This is a genomic window from Deinococcus pimensis DSM 21231, from assembly GCF_000519345.1.
Taxonomy (GTDB): domain Bacteria; phylum Deinococcota; class Deinococci; order Deinococcales; family Deinococcaceae; genus Deinococcus_A; species Deinococcus_A pimensis.
In genome coordinates this window covers 73640-91350 of record NZ_KI912672.1, presented here as the reverse complement: position 1 = coordinate 91350, position 17711 = coordinate 73640, and the positions used below count along the sequence as shown (strand labels likewise).

The 17711-nt window shown below is 67.2% G+C and carries 18 protein-coding genes; 10 read left to right on the top strand and 8 right to left on the bottom strand.

Features of this window, described 5'->3' with window-relative positions; all coding sequences use genetic code 11:
* Positions 1 to 153 precede the first annotated feature (153 nt).
* Entirely contained in the window at positions 154 to 360 is a 207-nt protein-coding gene (locus DEIPI_RS33730) for a hypothetical protein (protein ID WP_045234947.1), read from the bottom strand.
* A 486-nt stretch (positions 361 to 846) separates the two neighbouring features.
* On the opposite strand from DEIPI_RS33730, the gene DEIPI_RS0122220 reads away from it, so the two are divergent.
* From DEIPI_RS0122220 to tal, 8 genes are all read left to right on the top strand, one after another.
* Positions 847 to 1191, top strand: a complete 345-nt coding sequence (locus DEIPI_RS0122220; RefSeq protein ID WP_027483224.1) for a hypothetical protein — start codon at positions 847 to 849, stop codon at positions 1189 to 1191.
* 42 nt (positions 1192 to 1233) lie between these two features.
* Complete coding sequence (locus tag DEIPI_RS0122215; RefSeq protein WP_045234946.1) at positions 1234 to 1791, top strand: MOSC domain-containing protein; 558 nt, start codon at positions 1234 to 1236, stop codon at positions 1789 to 1791.
* A gap of 1173 nt (positions 1792 to 2964) precedes the next feature.
* Positions 2965 to 4896: a Mu transposase C-terminal domain-containing protein gene (locus tag DEIPI_RS0122210; RefSeq protein ID WP_157463885.1), complete on the top strand. Its 1932-nt coding sequence runs from the start codon at positions 2965 to 2967 to the stop codon at positions 4894 to 4896.
* A 9-nt stretch (positions 4897 to 4905) separates the two neighbouring features.
* Positions 4906 to 5784, top strand: a complete 879-nt coding sequence (locus DEIPI_RS0122205; protein ID WP_027483221.1) for a TniB family NTP-binding protein — start codon at positions 4906 to 4908, stop codon at positions 5782 to 5784.
* A 48-nt stretch (positions 5785 to 5832) separates the two neighbouring features.
* Positions 5833 to 7278 (top strand): TniQ family protein, encoded by a 1446-nt coding sequence (locus DEIPI_RS36005; protein ID WP_169737188.1) that lies wholly within the window; start codon positions 5833 to 5835, stop codon positions 7276 to 7278.
* Positions 7279 to 8052: 774 nt separating this feature from the next.
* On the top strand, positions 8053 to 8187 hold the full coding sequence (locus DEIPI_RS41975; RefSeq protein WP_281173257.1) for a hypothetical protein: 135 nt from the start codon (positions 8053 to 8055) through the stop codon (positions 8185 to 8187).
* A 9-nt stretch (positions 8188 to 8196) separates the two neighbouring features.
* Positions 8197 to 8430: a hypothetical protein gene (locus DEIPI_RS0122190; RefSeq protein WP_027483218.1), complete on the top strand. Its 234-nt coding sequence runs from the start codon at positions 8197 to 8199 to the stop codon at positions 8428 to 8430.
* A gap of 42 nt (positions 8431 to 8472) precedes the next feature.
* Complete coding sequence (tal, locus tag DEIPI_RS0122185; protein WP_027483217.1) at positions 8473 to 9417, top strand: transaldolase; 945 nt, start codon at positions 8473 to 8475, stop codon at positions 9415 to 9417.
* Positions 9418 to 10104: 687 nt separating this feature from the next.
* Here tal and DEIPI_RS0122180 read toward each other — a convergent pair.
* The 4 genes from DEIPI_RS0122180 to DEIPI_RS0122165 all read right to left on the bottom strand — a co-directional run bounded on the left by DEIPI_RS0122180 (position 10105) and on the right by DEIPI_RS0122165 (position 13191).
* Positions 10105 to 10899, bottom strand: a complete 795-nt coding sequence (locus DEIPI_RS0122180; RefSeq protein WP_027483216.1) for a siderophore-interacting protein — start codon at positions 10897 to 10899, stop codon at positions 10105 to 10107.
* 227 nt (positions 10900 to 11126) lie between these two features.
* The gene (locus DEIPI_RS0122175; protein WP_027483215.1) at positions 11127 to 11396 is read right to left on the bottom strand and encodes a hypothetical protein; all 270 of its coding nucleotides are present in this window, start codon (positions 11394 to 11396) and stop codon (positions 11127 to 11129) included.
* Positions 11393 to 11893 (bottom strand): DUF4405 domain-containing protein, encoded by a 501-nt coding sequence (locus DEIPI_RS33720; protein ID WP_052351927.1) that lies wholly within the window; start codon positions 11891 to 11893, stop codon positions 11393 to 11395. The genes DEIPI_RS0122175 and DEIPI_RS33720 overlap by 4 nt, the downstream gene beginning before the upstream one ends.
* A 389-nt stretch (positions 11894 to 12282) precedes the next feature.
* Positions 12283 to 13191 (bottom strand): VOC family protein, encoded by a 909-nt coding sequence (locus DEIPI_RS0122165; RefSeq protein WP_027483214.1) that lies wholly within the window; start codon positions 13189 to 13191, stop codon positions 12283 to 12285.
* Between the two features lie 478 nt (positions 13192 to 13669).
* Between DEIPI_RS0122165 and DEIPI_RS0122160 the strand changes: the two genes are divergently transcribed.
* Positions 13670 to 14059, top strand: coding sequence for a nuclear transport factor 2 family protein (locus DEIPI_RS0122160; RefSeq protein ID WP_027483213.1), 390 nt, complete (start codon positions 13670 to 13672; stop codon positions 14057 to 14059).
* Positions 14060 to 14129: 70 nt separating this feature from the next.
* Positions 14130 to 14543 (top strand): ester cyclase, encoded by a 414-nt coding sequence (locus DEIPI_RS36000; RefSeq protein ID WP_052351926.1) that lies wholly within the window; start codon positions 14130 to 14132, stop codon positions 14541 to 14543.
* 528 nt (positions 14544 to 15071) lie between these two features.
* Here the strand turns inward: DEIPI_RS36000 and DEIPI_RS0122150 are convergent.
* Genes DEIPI_RS0122150 through DEIPI_RS0122140 form a run of 3 tightly spaced genes read right to left on the bottom strand, consistent with a single transcriptional unit; the run spans position 15072 to position 17614 of the window.
* Positions 15072 to 16175, bottom strand: coding sequence for an NADP-dependent oxidoreductase (locus tag DEIPI_RS0122150; RefSeq protein ID WP_211238343.1), 1104 nt, complete (start codon positions 16173 to 16175; stop codon positions 15072 to 15074).
* Between the two features lie 29 nt (positions 16176 to 16204).
* Positions 16205 to 17140, bottom strand: coding sequence for a VOC family protein (locus DEIPI_RS0122145; protein WP_027483211.1), 936 nt, complete (start codon positions 17138 to 17140; stop codon positions 16205 to 16207).
* 51 nt (positions 17141 to 17191) lie between these two features.
* Positions 17192 to 17614, bottom strand: coding sequence for a DoxX family protein (locus tag DEIPI_RS0122140; RefSeq protein WP_027483206.1), 423 nt, complete (start codon positions 17612 to 17614; stop codon positions 17192 to 17194).
* Positions 17615 to 17711 lie beyond the last annotated feature (97 nt).

The window sequence follows — 17711 nt, the reverse complement described above, 5'->3', positions numbered from 1 at the left end:
CGCCGCGCGCTGGGGTTCCCGAGCGCGCGTGTGTCGGGCGAGGGCTCCATCGACGCGGACGTGACGGTGTGGGTGGGGCCGCGCGGGCGCGGCGGCCTGTGAGCAGGACGAAGCGGGAGTCCCTGTGGGGGCTCCCGCTTCGTGAGTCGGTGTTCAGAGCTCTTCGAGTTCGAAGGTGTGGGGGACGGTCTGGCGGTGGCGGCCCTTGAGGTACATCGCCTCGATGGCCTGACGTCCGAAGACGCGTCCGAGGCGGGTGATGCTGAGCTCGCGCGTGACGGTGCGGAAGGCGATGCGGACTCGGTCCATGCTGCCGGGGACCCACGTGACGTGGGCGTGCTGTTCGCTGATAGCGGTCATGCGGTTGACTCCTGTTCGAGACGGGTGGTGGGGTGTCAGGGAGGGAGTCACTGACCACGACGCGTTGGTGTCGCGGCGGCAGGGGCTGTCTCGTGACCTCCTGCTCGATCTCCACCAGAATGACAGAGAATTCACAAGCTTGATGAAGCAGACCTTCGCGCGACGTTGAGAATGTGTAAAGGTCGCCTCACGAGGCACGACCAGGAGCTCATCGACGAGGACCGGACGCCGGTCCATGACCCTTCAGAGCGGGCGCACCGCGCCGCTTCGTCGACGTCTACCTCGGGGCGGGCATGGGCACGGGCACGTTCGGGCGCTCGCCGCCACGCCCGAGAACGTGATCGCCGCGCTGGTCCAGGTCCTCGCGCGGTTCCTGCTTCGTCACGCCGCTCGCGCCGGGTGTACTGTACCCGCTCCCGAGGTGCTCCAGGAAACGCTCGCCGAGTCGTCGCTCATGAGCAGGACTTCAGGATCCGTTGGGTGTGGATGAAGCGTTTTCTGATCCTGCGCCCCGGTGAGCAGGCTACCGTGACGAACGGTATGGATCCGGCGACGAGTCTGCAACTGCACACCCTGTACCGCACGCTCGACGCCGCGTTGCGCTCCCTCGACGCCCCCCACCTGGACGTTCCGGGCTTTCACGAGGCCCTGCGCGTCATCGAGGAGGTGGACGCCGGGATCGGGCAGAGCCTGCGCGAGCACGGGCCCTCGGGGAGCGCGCTGCACGCGGACCTCGCCGCGTTCGAGGAACGGCTCGTCCGGCTGATGGCGAGGCTCCAGACGCCCGTGGAGCCCGGCACGCGCGTGCAGGCGGAGCTGAGGCCGCGCTGAGTCCGCGGACCGGGCCCCCCGATCCGTCACCGTCCTGCCCCCATGTCCAAGAGAACCATGCCGGGAGTCGTCACCGCCACGAGTTCCAGCCCCGTCCACGCCTTTTCCAAGGAGACCCGGCCCTCGGTGACGCTCGTCGCGGGGCACGGGGTTCTCGGGGACGCGCACGCCGGGGCGACCGTCCGGCACCGCTCGCGCGTCGCCGTGGACCCGGACCAGCCCAACCTGCGTCAGGTGCACCTCGTGCACGCCGAGCTTCACGACGAGCTCCGCACGCGGGGATTCGATGTCCCTCCGGGCGCGATGGGCGAGAACGTCACGACGCGCGGCGTGCCGCTCCTGACCCTGCCGCGCGGGACGCGGCTGCGGCTCGGCGAGGACGCCGTCGTGGAACTCACGGGACTGCGCAATCCCTGCGCACAGCTCGACGGCCTGCTGCCGGGCCTGATGGCCGCCGTCCTGGACCGGGATTCCCAGGGACGCCTCGTCCGCAAGGCGGGCGTGATGAGCGTGGTGGTCGTGGGCGGCGTGGTGAGGGCGGGTGACGAGGTAACCGTCGAGCTTCCGGACGGCCCGCACGAGCCGCTCGACCGCGTCTGACCGATCGTGTGTCGGCAACCATTGAACTTCGTAGTGAGCGACACGATGAAAGCGACACTCAGACGCTGAGCGTTCCTTTACAAATTGTAGTAGTACCAATCGCCATCGTAGTGGGGTCGGGCAGGACCAACCGCCATCGTAGTCAGAACAACGCTAATGTTTCCTTTTGCTGAAGTGCATGGCCTTCTCCTTCACAAGGCAGAACCCTGCGACGATGTGATCATTAGTATATTAAGACTTCCTAAAACCTTGTATGGGCTCCGTTTTGTCGTGTTTGTACCCCCAAGGCTCTGCCTTGACTAGACAACACACTGCTCAACACGCACGATGGGCCTTGAGGACCCAAGCAGGACGAAACTCGGTTGAAACCTCTTATGACGACGAAGCAGCCAACTCATCACCGCAGCGCGCGTTCCCATACGGGCATCGTGGCGCTCACGCGACTTGGCTGGCGCGTCCGCATCAGAGGCATCATCCAGGAAGCCTGCCCGAACCTCCTCGACGACCATCACAACATCCACGTCGAGCAGACCAGCTCCACTCGGTACGATGGCGCCGAACAGCATCGCACGTACGCCCCTCTCTTCACCGTCACGCCCCTTGTGCCGGAAGCCAGTTCAAAGACTGGCGTGATCGTTCCCCTGCATCTCAGCGTTCCCAAGGAGACACTGAGATCCTTTCCTGCTCAGCTCGGCCCTGAGCAGGACACGGCCCGGCGAGCCCGCACAACCTACCTCGCTCAGGCCCACATGCCGCTCCGGTTCGTTGTCGAAGATGACGTCTTCAGCGGGAGACTCGCCCACGCGCTTGCCCACGGCACGCACTTCGACACCGAACTTGACCCGACCAGCAGTGACGCGGTCCTCCGCGTCCTCAAGGCGGGGCCCGCGACGATACAGGACGTCGTCGTTCAGGCGCGCGCTTGGCTCACCAAGCCAACAAAAAGGTGCCGCAACGGGCACTGGCGAGGATCGTTTCCTCAGCCGGACGGCACCTGGGATCCGACGCAAAGAACTCCAAGTCGGCACGACTCAACGCCTCTCGCGTCATCACGCGCCACATCGCGCCATCATGATCGAGCACGGCTGAGCCCCCCGAACCCAGTTCCTGATGCGTCGTTCGCCGACCACCGTCCCCACCACAAACGAGGACGGCTCCGAGGCGAGGCCCATCATGGCGACCCCACCCGACGATCATCACCACACTCCTGAGGTCATCCACACATCTGACGACCCCGGACGCCTGATCAACGACGCCCTTGCGCACGGCGCCGAGGTTCACATCGTCATCCATCCCGCCGCGACCACGAGCGGTGCGAAGGCCGAGGACAAGCCCGACCCGCGCGCTGAGCTCTCCACGGGGCAGAAGGTCGCGCTGACCAACGCGTTCCTCAAAACTGGGCAGGGCGAGCGGACAGTCAAGCTCTACCGCCTCTACCCGGACCCCAGCGTGCCCCTCACCAGGGCGCGCGTCGCCGAGCTCCTCGAGCGGACAGGCTACACCTCCCCGGACAGCCTGTTCCGCTTCCGACGCGCCCTCAAGACCGCCGGTGCTCCGACCTGCACCTTCCAGGACGTCGTGCCGTACCTGTACCATCCGGGCCGACACCCCGGCCGTCAGCTCTCCGACACCGCGCACCGCCTGATCGAGCGGCTGCTTGACGAGCGCTACTTCGTCCCGCCCGGTAGCCGCAAGAGCTCCTACCGCTGCAAGGACGTCGCCGACCTCGTCAAGTGCGTCCGTGAGGAGTGCCAAAAGCGAGGCCTCCTCAAGCCTTGGCCGAGTCGCAATGCCGTCGCCGCCCGCGTTCAGGCCCGCTACGACGCCAACCCCGTCCGCGCCACCGAACTGCGCGACGGCCGCGGCGCCGCCGACCACCTCGCCGCCCGACAGGGCCGCCTCCCCCTCACGCACTTCGGTGAGGTCATCGCCCTCGACGCCACACCCGTCGACCTGTTCGTCCACCTCGACGGCTCCGTCGAACTCCGCAAGGTCAAACACAGCCGCGGCAAGGCGCAGCGGCCCGCAGACAGCGCGATCCGCGCGCACCTTCTGCAGATCAGCGAGCAGATCAGCGGCCTCGTCCTGTACGCCGCTGTGTGCAAGGGCGCCGTGGCGCAGCACAACGCCCTCGATGCCCTCCAGCACGTCATGCTCAACGCCTTCGATCGGCTCGCCGAGCTCGGCGCACGCAACCTCCCCCCGAGGTGCGGCATCCCGCACCTCGTTCGCTACGACCGCGGCAGCGAGTTCTTCAACAAGGCCATGGAGCGCGCCGCCCGGGAGCTTGGCTTCACCCTCCTGCCCCGCGCGAAGTGGTCCCGCCATCACGGCGGCCTCGAGGAACGCCACCTCGGCCTCGTCAACCACCAGACGCACAACCTGCGCGGCACGACCTTCTCCAGCGTCGCCGAGCGCGGCAGCTACAACGCGCAGAAGGCCGCGACGCTGCTGCTCGACGAGCTCACTCGCTTCCTCGTGCAGGTGGCCTGCGACCAGCACAACATGGACTCGCATCCCTTCTACGTCGGCGAGCGCCGCATCGACGTCGCGCTCCGCCTCATTGAGGAGGGCAAGGTCATGTTCCGCGAGCCCGATGCCGTCCAGCGCGCCTTCCTCAAGGAGCAGATGTACCCCTTCCGTGCGGCGACCTGTCAGCGCGACGGCATCTACTTCGAGGGGCTCGTCTACACCTCGCCGGACCTGGACCGCTGGATCGAGCGGCGCACCAAAGTCCTTGTCCTCAGCGACCCCGAGGACATCCGCACCGTCAGGGTCCTTCACGAGGAGACCGGCGAGGTCGTCGTCGCCGGGACGCGCCTGCCGCTCAACCTCGACGGCCCGGTCAGTCGGCGCGAGTTCAAGGACTACATGGCCGCGGCGCGCGAGCGCTGCCAGGATATTCGGGACTCGCGGCCCACCGGCTATGAGCTTGTCTGCAGGATCGCCGACGACCGCGAGCGCGCCCGCCACGCCGCGCCACGGAAGCGTCACGGCGGCCGCAGCTTGAAGGAGCAGCGACCGGCCAAGCCCGCCGAGGCGAGCGTCACCATCAAGGCCACCCCCGTTGACAAGCGTCACGCCCCGCCCAAGGGCGAGAATTAAGGAGCGCTCGTGCAGACCAGCAAGCCCACCAAGCCCGCACGACCGCCCGCCGCTGCGCGCGCCCCGAAGCGACGTGAGCAGAACGACATCATCAGGGACCGCGAGGCCAACTGGTGGAACCTCAAGAGCCGTAAGAAGGTCGTCACCCTCTTCCAGAGCCTGGTGAAGACTCCAGACCGTCACCGTCGCCGCGCGCCCGCTCTCATCGCAGGACCCAACGAGGGCAAGACCCGCCTCGTCCGCTTCCTGCGCGACGAGTTCAAGGTCGAGCGCGTCAACGGCTCGCTTGTGGTGAAGATCGTCTACGTGAACATGGCCGACGTCGACAACGTGGCGCAGCTGATGGAGGAGCTCCTCCGCGCGCTCGGCGACGTCGACCCCACGGCCGGTAACGCCAAGCAGCGCTACGGGCGCTTCAGGGAGCTCGCGAGGATGGCGCAGCTCGCCGTCATCTTCCTCGACGAGTTCCACGACAGCGTCGACGCCACCGGCAAGGGCAAGCCATTCCTGCGCGCCATCAAGAAGATGATGAACGACGAGGACGCGAAGTTCGTCGTCATCCCGATGGGCATCCCGGAGCTCGCGGGCATTCTACGCAGGGACAAGCAGCTCGCCACGCGCTTCTCCACCGTCACTGGCCGCCTGCCCCGTCTGAAGGACCTTGGCGAGGTCAAGACCATCATGCAGGACCTCGTAGGTCCAGGGCACCCGGAAGTCGAGGACGAGTGCGTCCTCTATGCCGCCGCGCAGACCAAGGGCGTGCTCGGGCACCTGCTGGACCTCGTGGAGAGTGCGCTGGTGATCGGCAACGACCGCCTGACGCTCAAGAACCTCAAGGAGGCACGGAACGAGCTCCGCGACGTCCTCGACGACCTCGACGAGTCTTAGGAGGCCACGAGCGGGACGGGAACGCGTGCGAGGCGGTGAGCCGTGCTCGTGACGGTGAAGCCACTGCACGACGAGCTGCTCTCGTCGTGGACCTGCCGGCTGGCGATCGCGAACATCGTGCAGCCCGCCCGCCTCACCCGCGCCTTGGGCGCCCCGAGCTTCTGGCGCGGCGATCCGGACCGCGACGCGTCCGACGAGGACCTCTTCAGGCTCGCCCGAGCGGCTGAGATGGACCTGGCTGAACTCGGCGCGCTCCGCCTCTCTGCGCTCCTCTCGCTGCTCGGTGGGGACGCTGCGACCCAGGGGCCCGTGCCGCTGCTCGTCCCGCCGCGCGCGCAGTATTGGCGCGCGGGGTCGGCGGGGCACCCGGCCTGCCCGGCCTGTCTGCGCGAGCAGGGCGTCTTCCGCCGGACGTGGCGGCTCGTCACAACCGTAGCGTGTGACACGCATCATGTGACCCTCGTGGAAAACTGCGGCCGCTGCGGCGCGCCCGTCTGTGTCACCCGCGCGCACGCCAGCCGCACCTTCCCGCGGCCCTGGCGGCCCGAGGCCTGCTGGCGTTGCGGCGACAGCCTCCCGGCCGCGCCCGACCCGCCCGTGGAGACGCTCGCGTCCGCGCTCGCGGTGCAGTGGCTCGTCGCGGAGGCTGCCACGACGGGGCGGGTGAACCTGCAGGGCTTGACCCTCTCGGGCGCGGAGCTCGCGGGAATCGTGCGGACACTGCTGCATCAGTTGCTCGGTCCCGTCGGGCACCTGCGCATCCTTGACGACGAGCGGGCCGCGCTCGGGCTGCCAAGCGCAAGTCGCCTCAGGTCCGTCAGCACCCGCTCCGCGAGACGGCTCGAGGCGGTCGCCCTTGCGGGCCGCCTACTGCGCGGCGGCCTGCCCGGACTGCTTGAAACCTTCGGCGCCCTCGGTCTGACTGCCATGGACCTCCTTCCACCCGGTGCGCCTGCGCCCAGCTGGTTCGCGGACCTGGGGTACGACCAGCTGGGTCGCCAGCCTCGCGTCCGGCGCCTCACGTTCCTCCCCAGCGATTTCGAGGGGCTCACGGACGCGCAGTGGGCGCGCGCTGACCCCCTGCTGCCGCCCGCGCCGATCAAGCGAGGAGGACAGCAGCGGCTCTCGCGCCGTCGGGTGCTCGACACCTTCCTCGCACGGCCCGTGCTCGGCTCCGGACGCGGTACCTGGCTCGCCACGTGCCATCCGCACCTGCACCGGTGGGCTGAGGGCGGGCACCTCGACCAGGCCCTCGACGCGCTCCTCGCGGGTCTCCGTGAAGATGCGGGCCTTAATCTCGACGACACGGGCGTCCTCGCCACTCAGGTGGCGTCCGCGCCAACGTGGGCCACGAGTACGCTCGGCGCGCTGCTCGCCCCGGACCTCCTCGCCGACCTCAAGAGGTGGGACAGCGCGCTCCACACGCCGCTCTGGACGCTCGCGGGCCGTCTCGCTCTGGAGACCCGCCAGTTACATCTTCCGTCATCTGGCTGAACACGTTCGAGAACGCCTTGATCAACGGAAGCCAACCTTGGCAGCGCAAGAGGCGGTTCCAACGCGCGTCAGCGGGTACGCTGCCCGGCAGATGCGCCCACTTCTTTGCAAGGTCATCATAGGCCCATGCGCACAAGTGGCGGGCCCGAACGATGGTCGCCTGGAGGGGCGACCATCATGGCCTATCACAGCTGGATCCGGCAACATCACGCTCGTCTGGCCGTGCGGCGACGTGTTCGCATCGGTCATTGGTACCTCGTGGCTGGAACGCGGAACGCGCGTCTCAACCTTGGGCTCCTGAGCGGTCGCGCGACTCTAACCTGGGCGCAGGCCGCAGTACGAGCCAAGGAGGAGTCCCGTGTGCTCAAGCGGACGCTTGAGCGCAGCGTTCATCACGGCATCGGCCGTCATGGTCGGCGCTACCGACGGCGTTGGCGTCACGTCGGCCGTGAACTCAACCGTCTGTACCTGCTCGGTGACTTCGAGCGCGCAGACGAGATGGACCCACAACCAAGACGTCTTGGAATTCTGTGGGACGTATGGTGATCCGCGCCGCGCAATGCTGGTCGCGTACCGTGAGCCAATCCGCTCTGACTTCTATCTACCAGCTGCGAGGATTCTGGCGCGATGCTCAGCCGCGTCTCGACACACTTCCCAATAGGGACACCAGTCAGCTCGACACCCAGAGAGAGGGAATTCTTTGAGGGCTCGCAAGGCCACGAAGTGGGACGCGCCATCGTCCTTCGCGGACTGATGACTGACAACCAACACCTCATGCAAGTGCCTGCCCTCCTGAATGACCTGCAACAGCTGCTGGTGTTGCAGGTCCTTCAGCCCACGCGGCCCGATGTGACCCGCACGTCACGCCGCGTCACCCGCGGCAAGAGCGGTCCGCCGATCAACGCGTAGGATGAGCGTATGACGTCACAGGAAGCGAAGTCGTACGCGGTACTCGGAGTGCTGTTCCGCCCGGACGGCGGCAGCGTCACCCTCGCCGATCACGAAGCGTTGTGGGAGCTGTTCACGAGCTTCGCGAGCGAGCGGGGCCTTCAGTTCACCGGACGGGTCGCACCCGTCGACATGAACGACCTCACCCCCGAGAAGCTGGCGGCGCTGCTCCACCCGGACCTCTCCCACCACGATCCACTCTGACACGCAGCGAACTCGGGCGGAGCGCCGCCTGAAAGGAACCCCATGCCGAGCAAACTGGAGCAACTCCGCGAGATGTCCGTCGTCGTGGCCGACACCGGCGACCTCACCGCCATCGAGCGGTACCGACCGCAGGACTGCACCACCAACCCATCGCTGATCCTCAAGGCCGCGCAGCAACCCGAATCCGCCGATCTCGTCCGTGACACCATCACACAGGCCGCCGGGGCCGGGGAGGACGTGGAGCGCATCCTCGACCGGCTCGCCGTGCGCTTCGGGGTGGAGCTCACGCGGCTCGTGCCGGGCGTCGTCAGCACCGAGGTGCCCGCGCGGCTCTCGTTCGACACGACCGCCATGGTGGACAAGGCACGCACGCTGATCAGCCTGTACGAGGCGTACGGCGTGGCGCGCGAACGGGTGCTGATCAAGCTCGCGACTACCTGGGAGGGCGTGCGCGCCGCGGAGATCCTGGAGCGTGAGGGCGTCCGGTGCAACCTGACGTTGGTGTTCAGTTTGGAGCAGGCGGTGGCGGCGGCGCAGGCGGGCGCGTTCCTGATCTCGCCGTTCGTGGGGCGCATCACCGACTGGTACAAGCAGCACGAGGGCCGCGACGCGTACGCGGTGGAGGAGGACCCCGGGGTGCGGAGCGTGCGGGAGATCTACGCGCACTTCAAGGGGCAGGGGTACGCGACGGTGGTGATGGGGGCGTCGTTCCGGAGTGCGGCGCAGGTGGCGGCGCTGGCGGGGTGTGATCGGCTGACGGTGAGTCCGGCGTTGTTGGGGGAGCTGGCGGGGGATGAGGGGGTGCTGGAGCGGCAGTTGACGCCGGGTGAGCCGGTCGGTGAGCCGGAGGGCAGGTTGTCGGAGGGGGCGTTCCGGTGGGCGCTGATCGAGAACCGGATGGCGGGGGAGAAGCTGAACGAGGGCATCCGGTCGTTCCATCAGGATGACCTCAAGCTCCGGAGGATGGTCGAGGCGCAGCTCGCATGACATCCGCACGCCGAGGCCGCGCCGACCGACTGACGTCGGCGCGGTCCCGCGCAAACGACGAGAGGAGGGAGGCACGCACGAGGTCTTTCCGGAGCAGAAGTGACGCGCGCTGCTGGCGGACCTGTACCCCTCGGCGCCACACGATCGGCCGACGTTGTGGATCACCGAACGGTACGTGACGCGGCACGCACCCGCCCCTGAGCGAGCTGATGAACGACCCACGTCGCCGCTGAGCGCGCTGCTGTTCACCTTCGGCATACCGCGAGGCCGACGCCGCCTCGCCGCGAAGCCCGCTGAGCACGACGCGTCGGAAGAGAAGGCGCAGTCAACACTGACTCTTCTCCTCCGACGTGAACACCGCATGGACGCGAAGTGGCCTCCGCGCACCCAAGCGTGGCGGCGCCACGGATGCGCCGCTGAGCTCATCCTGGCAAGCGCAGTCTCTGTCATCGTCATTCCATTGCCCCTGGAGGACGCCACGACGTGATCGTCGTCGGCGCCGGACTGTCCGGCCTCACCGCCGCCGACGAGCTCACAACTCTCCCACCGGGCATCAGTGAGGTCGTGGCGGTGAAAGGCGCTCAACGCCGGTCAGGCTATCGAAGACCCATCAGCACACGCTCTGGTGCGGGCTGCCGCTTGTCAGAGCCAGCTCCACATCGTCATCAGGAGGGCCGCGTCCTCCAGTTACTCCGGCCCTGCCGTGCCGCGCTTCCAGTAGCCGGTCACACGGATGAACGAGTGCGGAGCGAGTGACCGCCCCTCGAGATGCTCGCGCAAGGTGTGCGCGACGTTGCTTTCCGTCCCACCCCAGACGAATCCGTCCCCTGATGGTAGGGGGAGGTTCGTCAGGGCGTCGTGGAGCAGCGTCGTCGTTCCCGGCTCGTGTGGCGCGCGGTGCAGCCAGCGTACGTCCACGGTCGCGGCGCTTGTGAGGGGCAACTCGTCGTGCGCGTCGTTCACTTCCAGCAGCACGGTGACGGGCACACCCGCCGGGAGTTCCTCCAGGCGACGGGCGATGGCGGGCAAGGCGCTTTCGTCGCCGAGCAGCAGGTACCAGTCGAAGTCGTACCGCACGACGGTGGAGCTGCGCGGGCCGCCCACGCCGACGAGGTCACCGGGACGCGCCTGAGCGGCCCACGTGCTGCCGGGGCCGTCGCCGTGCAGCACGAAGTCGAGGTCGAGTTCGCTCCGTTCAGGGCGGTACGCGCGGGGCGTGTAGTCACGTCGTGCGGGTGGCGTGACCCCTTCGGGCAGGACGGGGCCGTTCGGGCCGAGGGTGGGCAGGATCGGTTGGCGCTCACCGGGAGCTGGAAAGAAGACCTTGACGTGATCGTCCGCGCCCAGGCTGGTGAAGCCGTCGAGGGCGTCACCGCCGAGGGTGATGCGCCGCAGGTGGGGCGTGAGGTCAGCCGTGCGTTTGACTTCGAGCAGGCGGAGCTTGACGGGATGCGGGCCGGAGCGGGTGACGCGGTCGGTCATGACGGTCCTTTCGGCGTTCAAGCGCGGGTTGAGGAGGCTTCAGGTTGACGGGTCTGCTTGGCGCTGGGCATTTCAGCGCTCCCTGCGAGTGTTCATGGTCTGCGGGCGGTCCGCGGGGACGCAAGGCGCGAGTGTGGCGTCACGAGACTTCACAGGAGTCCTTGGCGGTACGTGCTTGTACGCTCGTGCGCGGCACGCGTCAGGGCGTTCCCACGTGACGCGCAGGGTCACGAGCGGCGGTTCTTGCGCATCCGGCTCAGGCTGTTCGAGCCTTTCAGGATCAGGAGGGTCAGTCCACCGGAAAAGCCCATGAAGAGGAGGGGCTTGACAAGGCCCGCCAGGCGCAGGAGACCTTGCGGCTCCAGTTCGGTGTGCCCTTCTGCGACGGGCGTGGCGCGAAGAGCGTCTGCCACTGGCAGGGAGCCCAAGGTCAGGATGAGCAGCGTGGTGATCAGCGTAGCGAGGAGCAGGATCAGTCCGGCATTTCTGGTGCTCATCGGGTCGTCCCACCAGTTGGTTGTCGTTTCAGTCGCTGAAGGATCCAGGGCCAGTGCAAGGCCAGGTGGAGGCCGATCAGAAGCATCATCAGGGTGGCCGAGGCTTTATGAACGGTCAACCAGAAGTTGTCTGGGCCGACCATCCAACCCAGCATGGGGAGCAGCGCTTCGCTGATCATCAGACCCGAGACGCCTGCGAGCAGCATCATGAAGAACAGGGCGAGGTTGAACCACTTGGCGAAGATCGTGTGCGGGGGCAGCTTGCGGCTGGTGCGGGTGAACACGCCCGCTACCCATTTCCAGTGCCACACCAGGTGGTAGAACAGCGGCGCGAAGATCACCAGACCGAGCCATTCGTGGAGGGGAATGCCTGTGGTCAGGGGAGCGCTGACCAGCATGAAGACCACGAACAGCAGCACGTCGAGTTGCCAGTTGCGGCGCGTCGTGTTGGTGGTCTTGGGCGGCCTGCTGGGCGTGGGGGAAAGGTCGGCGTCCATAGGGACTCAGGCCGTTCCTTGTGCGTCCCGCGAGGCAGCGCGTGTTGCTCCTGGGTGTGGCGCTCGGGGTTCTGGCTGAGGGACTCTGTCGGGGACTGGAGTGAGGGGGTGGAGGGGGAGGTTCATAACGTTCCTCGTTGAGCCTTTAAGTGTCTTAACACCTATCTCTCAGGCCGCTGGAACAGCGGGCTGGCGGGTTGAACGTGCGGGAAGGCCAAGTCCGAAGTGCCGGGTGCGAGCGGCCGCGGTGGTTTCTGGGCTGGCAGAGGCAGAACGCCACCCCGTGAAAGACCGGCAGCATCTCTGGTGCGCTCCAAAGCCAGCCCAACGGAAGTCAGGCCTCACGTCCTTTTGGGTGGAGCGCGGTCGGCCTCCGGACTTTCACCCCATTACGCTGTGAGCAGGACTTTGTTGCCCGCCGGGTCCGTAACGAGAAATCCGCCGGCCTGCTCCTGCACGGAGACCACACTCTGTAGGGCCGTCTTCAGGCGCTCGGGGGTGTCGAACCGGATGGTGAAGTACCGGAGTCCGGCGGTACCGGCCGGCGCCTGCGGCCGACCGTGCGTCTGCCCAGCATTCACTGCAATGCGGTGTCCAAAGGCACCCCCGGCGCCCAGGTCGGCCATGCCGTACTGGGGCAGATACATGTTGTCCAGAAAGCCCAGGCCCTTGTAGAACCGGTGGGCGGCCTCCACGTCCGACACGTACAGATGCACGTGCCCTACCTTCGTACCGTCAGCCAGCGGCTGGGTGAAGTCGCGGTCAGGCAAAGCCTTCAGCACAGCCTCCACGTCCAGGGCGGCCGATGCGGCGCGCACGGTGCCGTTGGTATCGACGGCGACTGGGCCCCGGGGACCGAACTCCAGACGGGCCATGCGCTCGGGTGTTTCCAGCGTGACTTCCACGGTGATGCCGTCCGGATCTTCCATGTAAAGGGCTTTCGACATCGTGTGGTCCGTGGGGGCGATGGGGTACCGCTTAGTGATCAGGCGGGCCAGCACCCGGGCGAACTCCACTTCGTTGGAGGGATGTATCGCCAGGTGGTAGATGCCGCTGTAACCGTTTTTGAAGGGCGTTTTGGCCGTGGCGTGCAAGACAACCAGCGTGGTGCTTTCTGTACCCAGCTCTGCTGTTTCGTCCGTCGCGCTGCGCACTTGGAGGCCGATGTACGACTGCCAGAACTCCACGGAGCGTCGCAGGTTGGTCACATCCAGGTGAACGGCTCCGAAGGTCGCGATTTCTTGCCGCGTGAATTTCTGCGCTTGGTCAGAACGGACGGGGGTGCTGTTGGTGGTCATGGTGCTCTCCTGGGGGAAGTGATGGAGGGGGCAGGCGGTGTGGGCGGACGGTGAGACCCAGGGTCATTGGCAACTGGGAATCACGAGACTCCTTGCAAGGTGACTAGGTGTTTTAACACCTTTTGGACAGCAACGCGGAGAAAATTTTGTTGAGTCCCATCGGTCTTGCGCTGCTCCTACCACCAGATTAGATGTTGCAACGAGTAAATGCAAGGGGTCCACGACCAGGCGTCGACAAGACGGCAGTCGGGAAAATCAGCCCTGGAGCTTCATCAATCACATAGTGTGAGCGAAATCCCTGGCTGGCGCTGACCCCACGCCGTCCAGTGACATATGATGTTGACACACCTATGTTGGACTCAAGCGAGACGTGCGGCCCCGACTCCCCGCTTTCAAGGGAGCACCCCAGAACGTCCGGGACATCACCAGTCCCCCACTCGGCCGACGGAACCTCTCTGTCAGTCATAGAGAGCACCCCATGAGCAAGGATGTCACACCGGACGCCAAGCGAGTCGTTCTCGACTTCTTCGAGTTGGCTTTCGTCCAGCGCGAGGCCGCGCGGGCAGCAGAACTTTACCTCGGCACGACCTACACCCAGCACAACCCGACAGCCCCGGACGGCCCGGAGGTCTTCCCGGCCCTGATCGGCGGCCTCTTCGCCCAGGCGCCGGAAGCATCGTTCCACCTCAAACGAGTCATCGCCGAGGACGACCACGTGGTCCTCCACTACAACCTCCAGATGTTCCCGGGCGACCTCGGCCAGGCAGTCGTCGACATCTTCCGTGTCGAGAACGGACGGATCGTGGAGCACTGGGACGTCATCCAGCCGGTCCCCGCCGAGTCACGCAACGACAACGGAATGTTCTGAGCACAAGCGCCCCCGCACGACCTGCCGCCGATCCGCGAGCGGCTCAGCCACACACCACAAGGAGAGCACCATGAGCAGCACGACCGAAGACAACAAGACACTCGTCCGCAAGTTCTACGAGGCCTACAACGGTGGCGACCTCCAGAGCGCATTCGACACCTACATCTCCCAGGACCTCGTCAACCATACGAACGGTGGGGCGATGGACCGTCAGGTGTGGATGCAGTCCGACCTTGCCGCGAAGGTGGCCATGCCCGACCAGACGATGACGATCCTGGGTCAAGCTGCGGACGGCGACAAGGTCTTCACCCACTGGGTCCTCGTCGGCACCCACACCGGCAGCGACTTCTTCGGTGTGCCCGCCAGCGGCAGGGCGACTCGCCTCGAGGCGGTCGCCGTGGACGTCGTCCGGGACGGAAAGATCGTAGAGCACAACGCCGTCGGCGACTTCTCCGCCTTCATGGCCCAGCTCACCGGCGCGTAGTCGCGGAGACAGGACGCAGGCCCTCTGATCGGCTTCACGAGTGGCCGTCTCGGGCGTCGTAGGTGCTGGCCCGCTGCGGGCTGGATGCCGCAGGGGGAGAATTCCGCCGATGGCTCACCGACAACGCGCAGCGCCCCCGGAAGTGACTGGCGGTCAATGACTGCTGGTTTCCTTCGAGCAGGCTGTGCGAGGAGTGCGGCAGCATCAACGGAACCTGACCTCGTGCGACCGGGAGCGGACGTGCGAACACGGGGCTGATCACGACCGTGACTTCCATGCCGCTCGGAACATCGCGCGGGAAGGACTTTCACAAATCGAGTCGTGGGACACACCAACCCGTGAAACGCTCGGGGAGAAAGCGTCAGACATGCAACAGCCGGCAGCCTCCACGAGACCGCGAGAATCCAACGACTTCACTTGCTGGCTTCTCGACTTGGGTTTCTTCTGATCGTCAGTCACTCCCGGTGCTCCACACAAATGAGGCAGCTGGACCAACCCGTGAGGTTGGTCCAGCTGCCGGGAAGAGAATCAGTTGCCCAGGGTCACGACAAGCTTCCCGCTCGCCCCACCGGTCGCCAGTCGACCCAGACCCTCCGCCGCTCGGTCGAGCGGAAGCACCTCGGACACGACCACCTTGAGGTCCCCCGCGGCGGCACGGTCGGCGAGCGGCGCGATGACCTCACGCGTCGGGCGGGCCATCACGGGCGTACCGGTCACTCCCGCCGCACGCAGGGTCTCCTCATCCGGCATCGCCGCCAGGCTGGAGACCTTCCCACCCTGACGCACCGCGCCGATCGGGACACCCGCGGGGTCCATGCCGTGCAGGTTGATCAGCGCGTCCACCCCATTCGGGAAGGCCGCCCGGACCTGCTCCACCACAGGACCGGCGGTGAAGTCGACGACCTGCGAGGCGCCCAGCTCCCTCAGGCGGGCCGCGTCGCTCGCCTTGCCCGTCGCGACCACCTTCACGCCACGCGCCGCGAGCAGCTGCACCACGAACGACCCCACGCCGCCCGAAGCGCCGTTGACGAGGACCGTCTGCCCGGCCTGTGCGTCAATCGCCTCGATCGTCTGAACAGCGCCCGCACCGGCGAGCGGCAGCGCCGCGGCCTTCGTGAAGTCCAGCCCGGCGGGCTTCTTGGTGACGGCGGCCGCAGGGAGCACCGCGAGCTCGGCGAGCGTGCCGGCCGAGATGGGCGGCGCGAGCAGCACGTGACCGAGCACCTCGTCACCGACCGCGACGTGATCCACACCAGCGCCCACGGCTTCCACGACGCCCGCAGCGTCACGGCCCAGCACGACAGGGTACTCGTGAGGCAGGCCCCACTGGGCCAGCATGCCCATGGCGACGCCGTTGTCGATCGGGTTGAGGCCGGCGGCCTTCACGCGGATCAGGACGGTCCCTTCGGTCGGGGTGGGGGTGGGCAGGTCGGCGAGCTTGGGCTGTTCACCGGCGGCGGGGACGTACAGTGCGCGCATGCTGGACTCCTTCTTGGTGATGGGGGTGGGGGTGACGGCAGGGCGGGGGGACGTGGTGGTCGTGGAGGTCTGGGCGTCGGAGCGGCGGCGGTTGAGGAACCAGGCCACGCCAGCGGCGGCGGCAGCGAGGAGCACAAGGGTCAGTCTGGACATGGGGCCTCCGGGGGCAGGGTGAGTGAGCGTTACGCGGTGGTCGCGTTGTCGAGGGCGTCGAGGGCGCTCTGGGCGGTGGAGGGCGCGGCGCGCAGCAGCACCCGGTTGCCCGAGGGGTCGGTCGTGACGATCCCGGCGGGTGTCTCGCGAACCGTACCCCCTGCGTTCTTGAGTCGTGTGATCACCGCGTCAAGTTCCGTAGAGCTGGACAGCTCGATCGTGTAGTGCCTCAGGCCCAGCGCGCCCTGCGGTGGGGTGGGGCCGCCCCGGCTGTGCCAGGCGTTGTTCCCGACGTGGTGGTGGTAGTCGCCGGCCGCGGCGAACACGGCCTGCATGATGTCCGCGGTGATGTTCATGCCCAGCACGTCACCGAAGAAGTCACGCGTCGCGGCGGGGTCGCTCATCTTGAGGTGCACGTGCCCCATGCGGGTCCCGATCGGCGCGCCCGTCCAGCCCGCGTCATTCGCGGTGAGCGTCCCGAGGAGGCTCTGGATGTTGATGGGCTCGCTGTCCGGTGAGGTGATCTTGCCGTCCTTGAACGGCCACTGCTCGCGGGGCCAGTCCACGTAGATCTCGATGCCGTTCCCGTCAGGGTCGTTCAGGTAGAACGCTTCGTGGGTCTTGTGGTCGTTTTGTCCGATCCGCAGGTTGAGTCCGGAGGCATGCTGGATCCAGCGAGCGAGGTCCGCACGAGCTGGGAACGCGATGGCGAGGTGGTACAGGCCTGTGGCGTTCCGCGCCGGGGAGGGCGCCTCGGGGTCGCTGCGGAGCGTGACGAGCGGGTGACCGTCGGGCGTGCCGAGGACCGCGTGGTTCCCTTCTCGGGCGAGGAGACGCAGACCGATGACCTGCTGGTAGAAGCCCGCGATGAGGTCGAGGTCACGCACGGTCAGGGCGACTTCGCCAAGGGTGAGCTTCGGGTCGATGCGCGCGGCGGGCTGAACATGGGAAGCAGGGTTGGTCATGGTGCGTACTCCTCGTCGAGGGGTCGGGGTGCGGCGATCAGCGTGTGGGGTTCAGCGGGGCTGGATGGGGGCCTTGCGGGTGCGGCCCCAGGCGATCACGCCGGCGATCGCGGCGAGCAGCAGGTTGGCGGGCACCATCATGCCTTCACCGCGGCTGAGGTGGAAGAGCGACGCGAAGACCATCACGGCGATCAGGCCGAGCGCGGCGAGCGGGGTGAGGTTGGGGCGGACGCGGGTGAGGGCGGGCAGGATCAGGCCGAGCGCGCCGGCGAACTCCGCGAGACCGATGAAGCGCACGAGGAAGGCGGGGACGTCGTTGACCCAGGGCATCTGGCCGGCGAGCTGCGCGACGGGCAGGGCGAGCTTCATCAGGCCGGTCGCGAGGAACGCGGCGGCGAGGAGGGCCTGGAGGATCCAGAGGGTGATGTGGAGGGCGCGGGGGGTGCGGGCGGTGGTGGTGGTCGTGGTGGTCATGGGGTGCTCCTGGCAGGGTGAGGGAGGGCGGTGGGTCGATGGGCCGATGGGCCGATGGGACGTTCAGGCGGTGCGCAGACAGCTGGGGCAGGGGTTC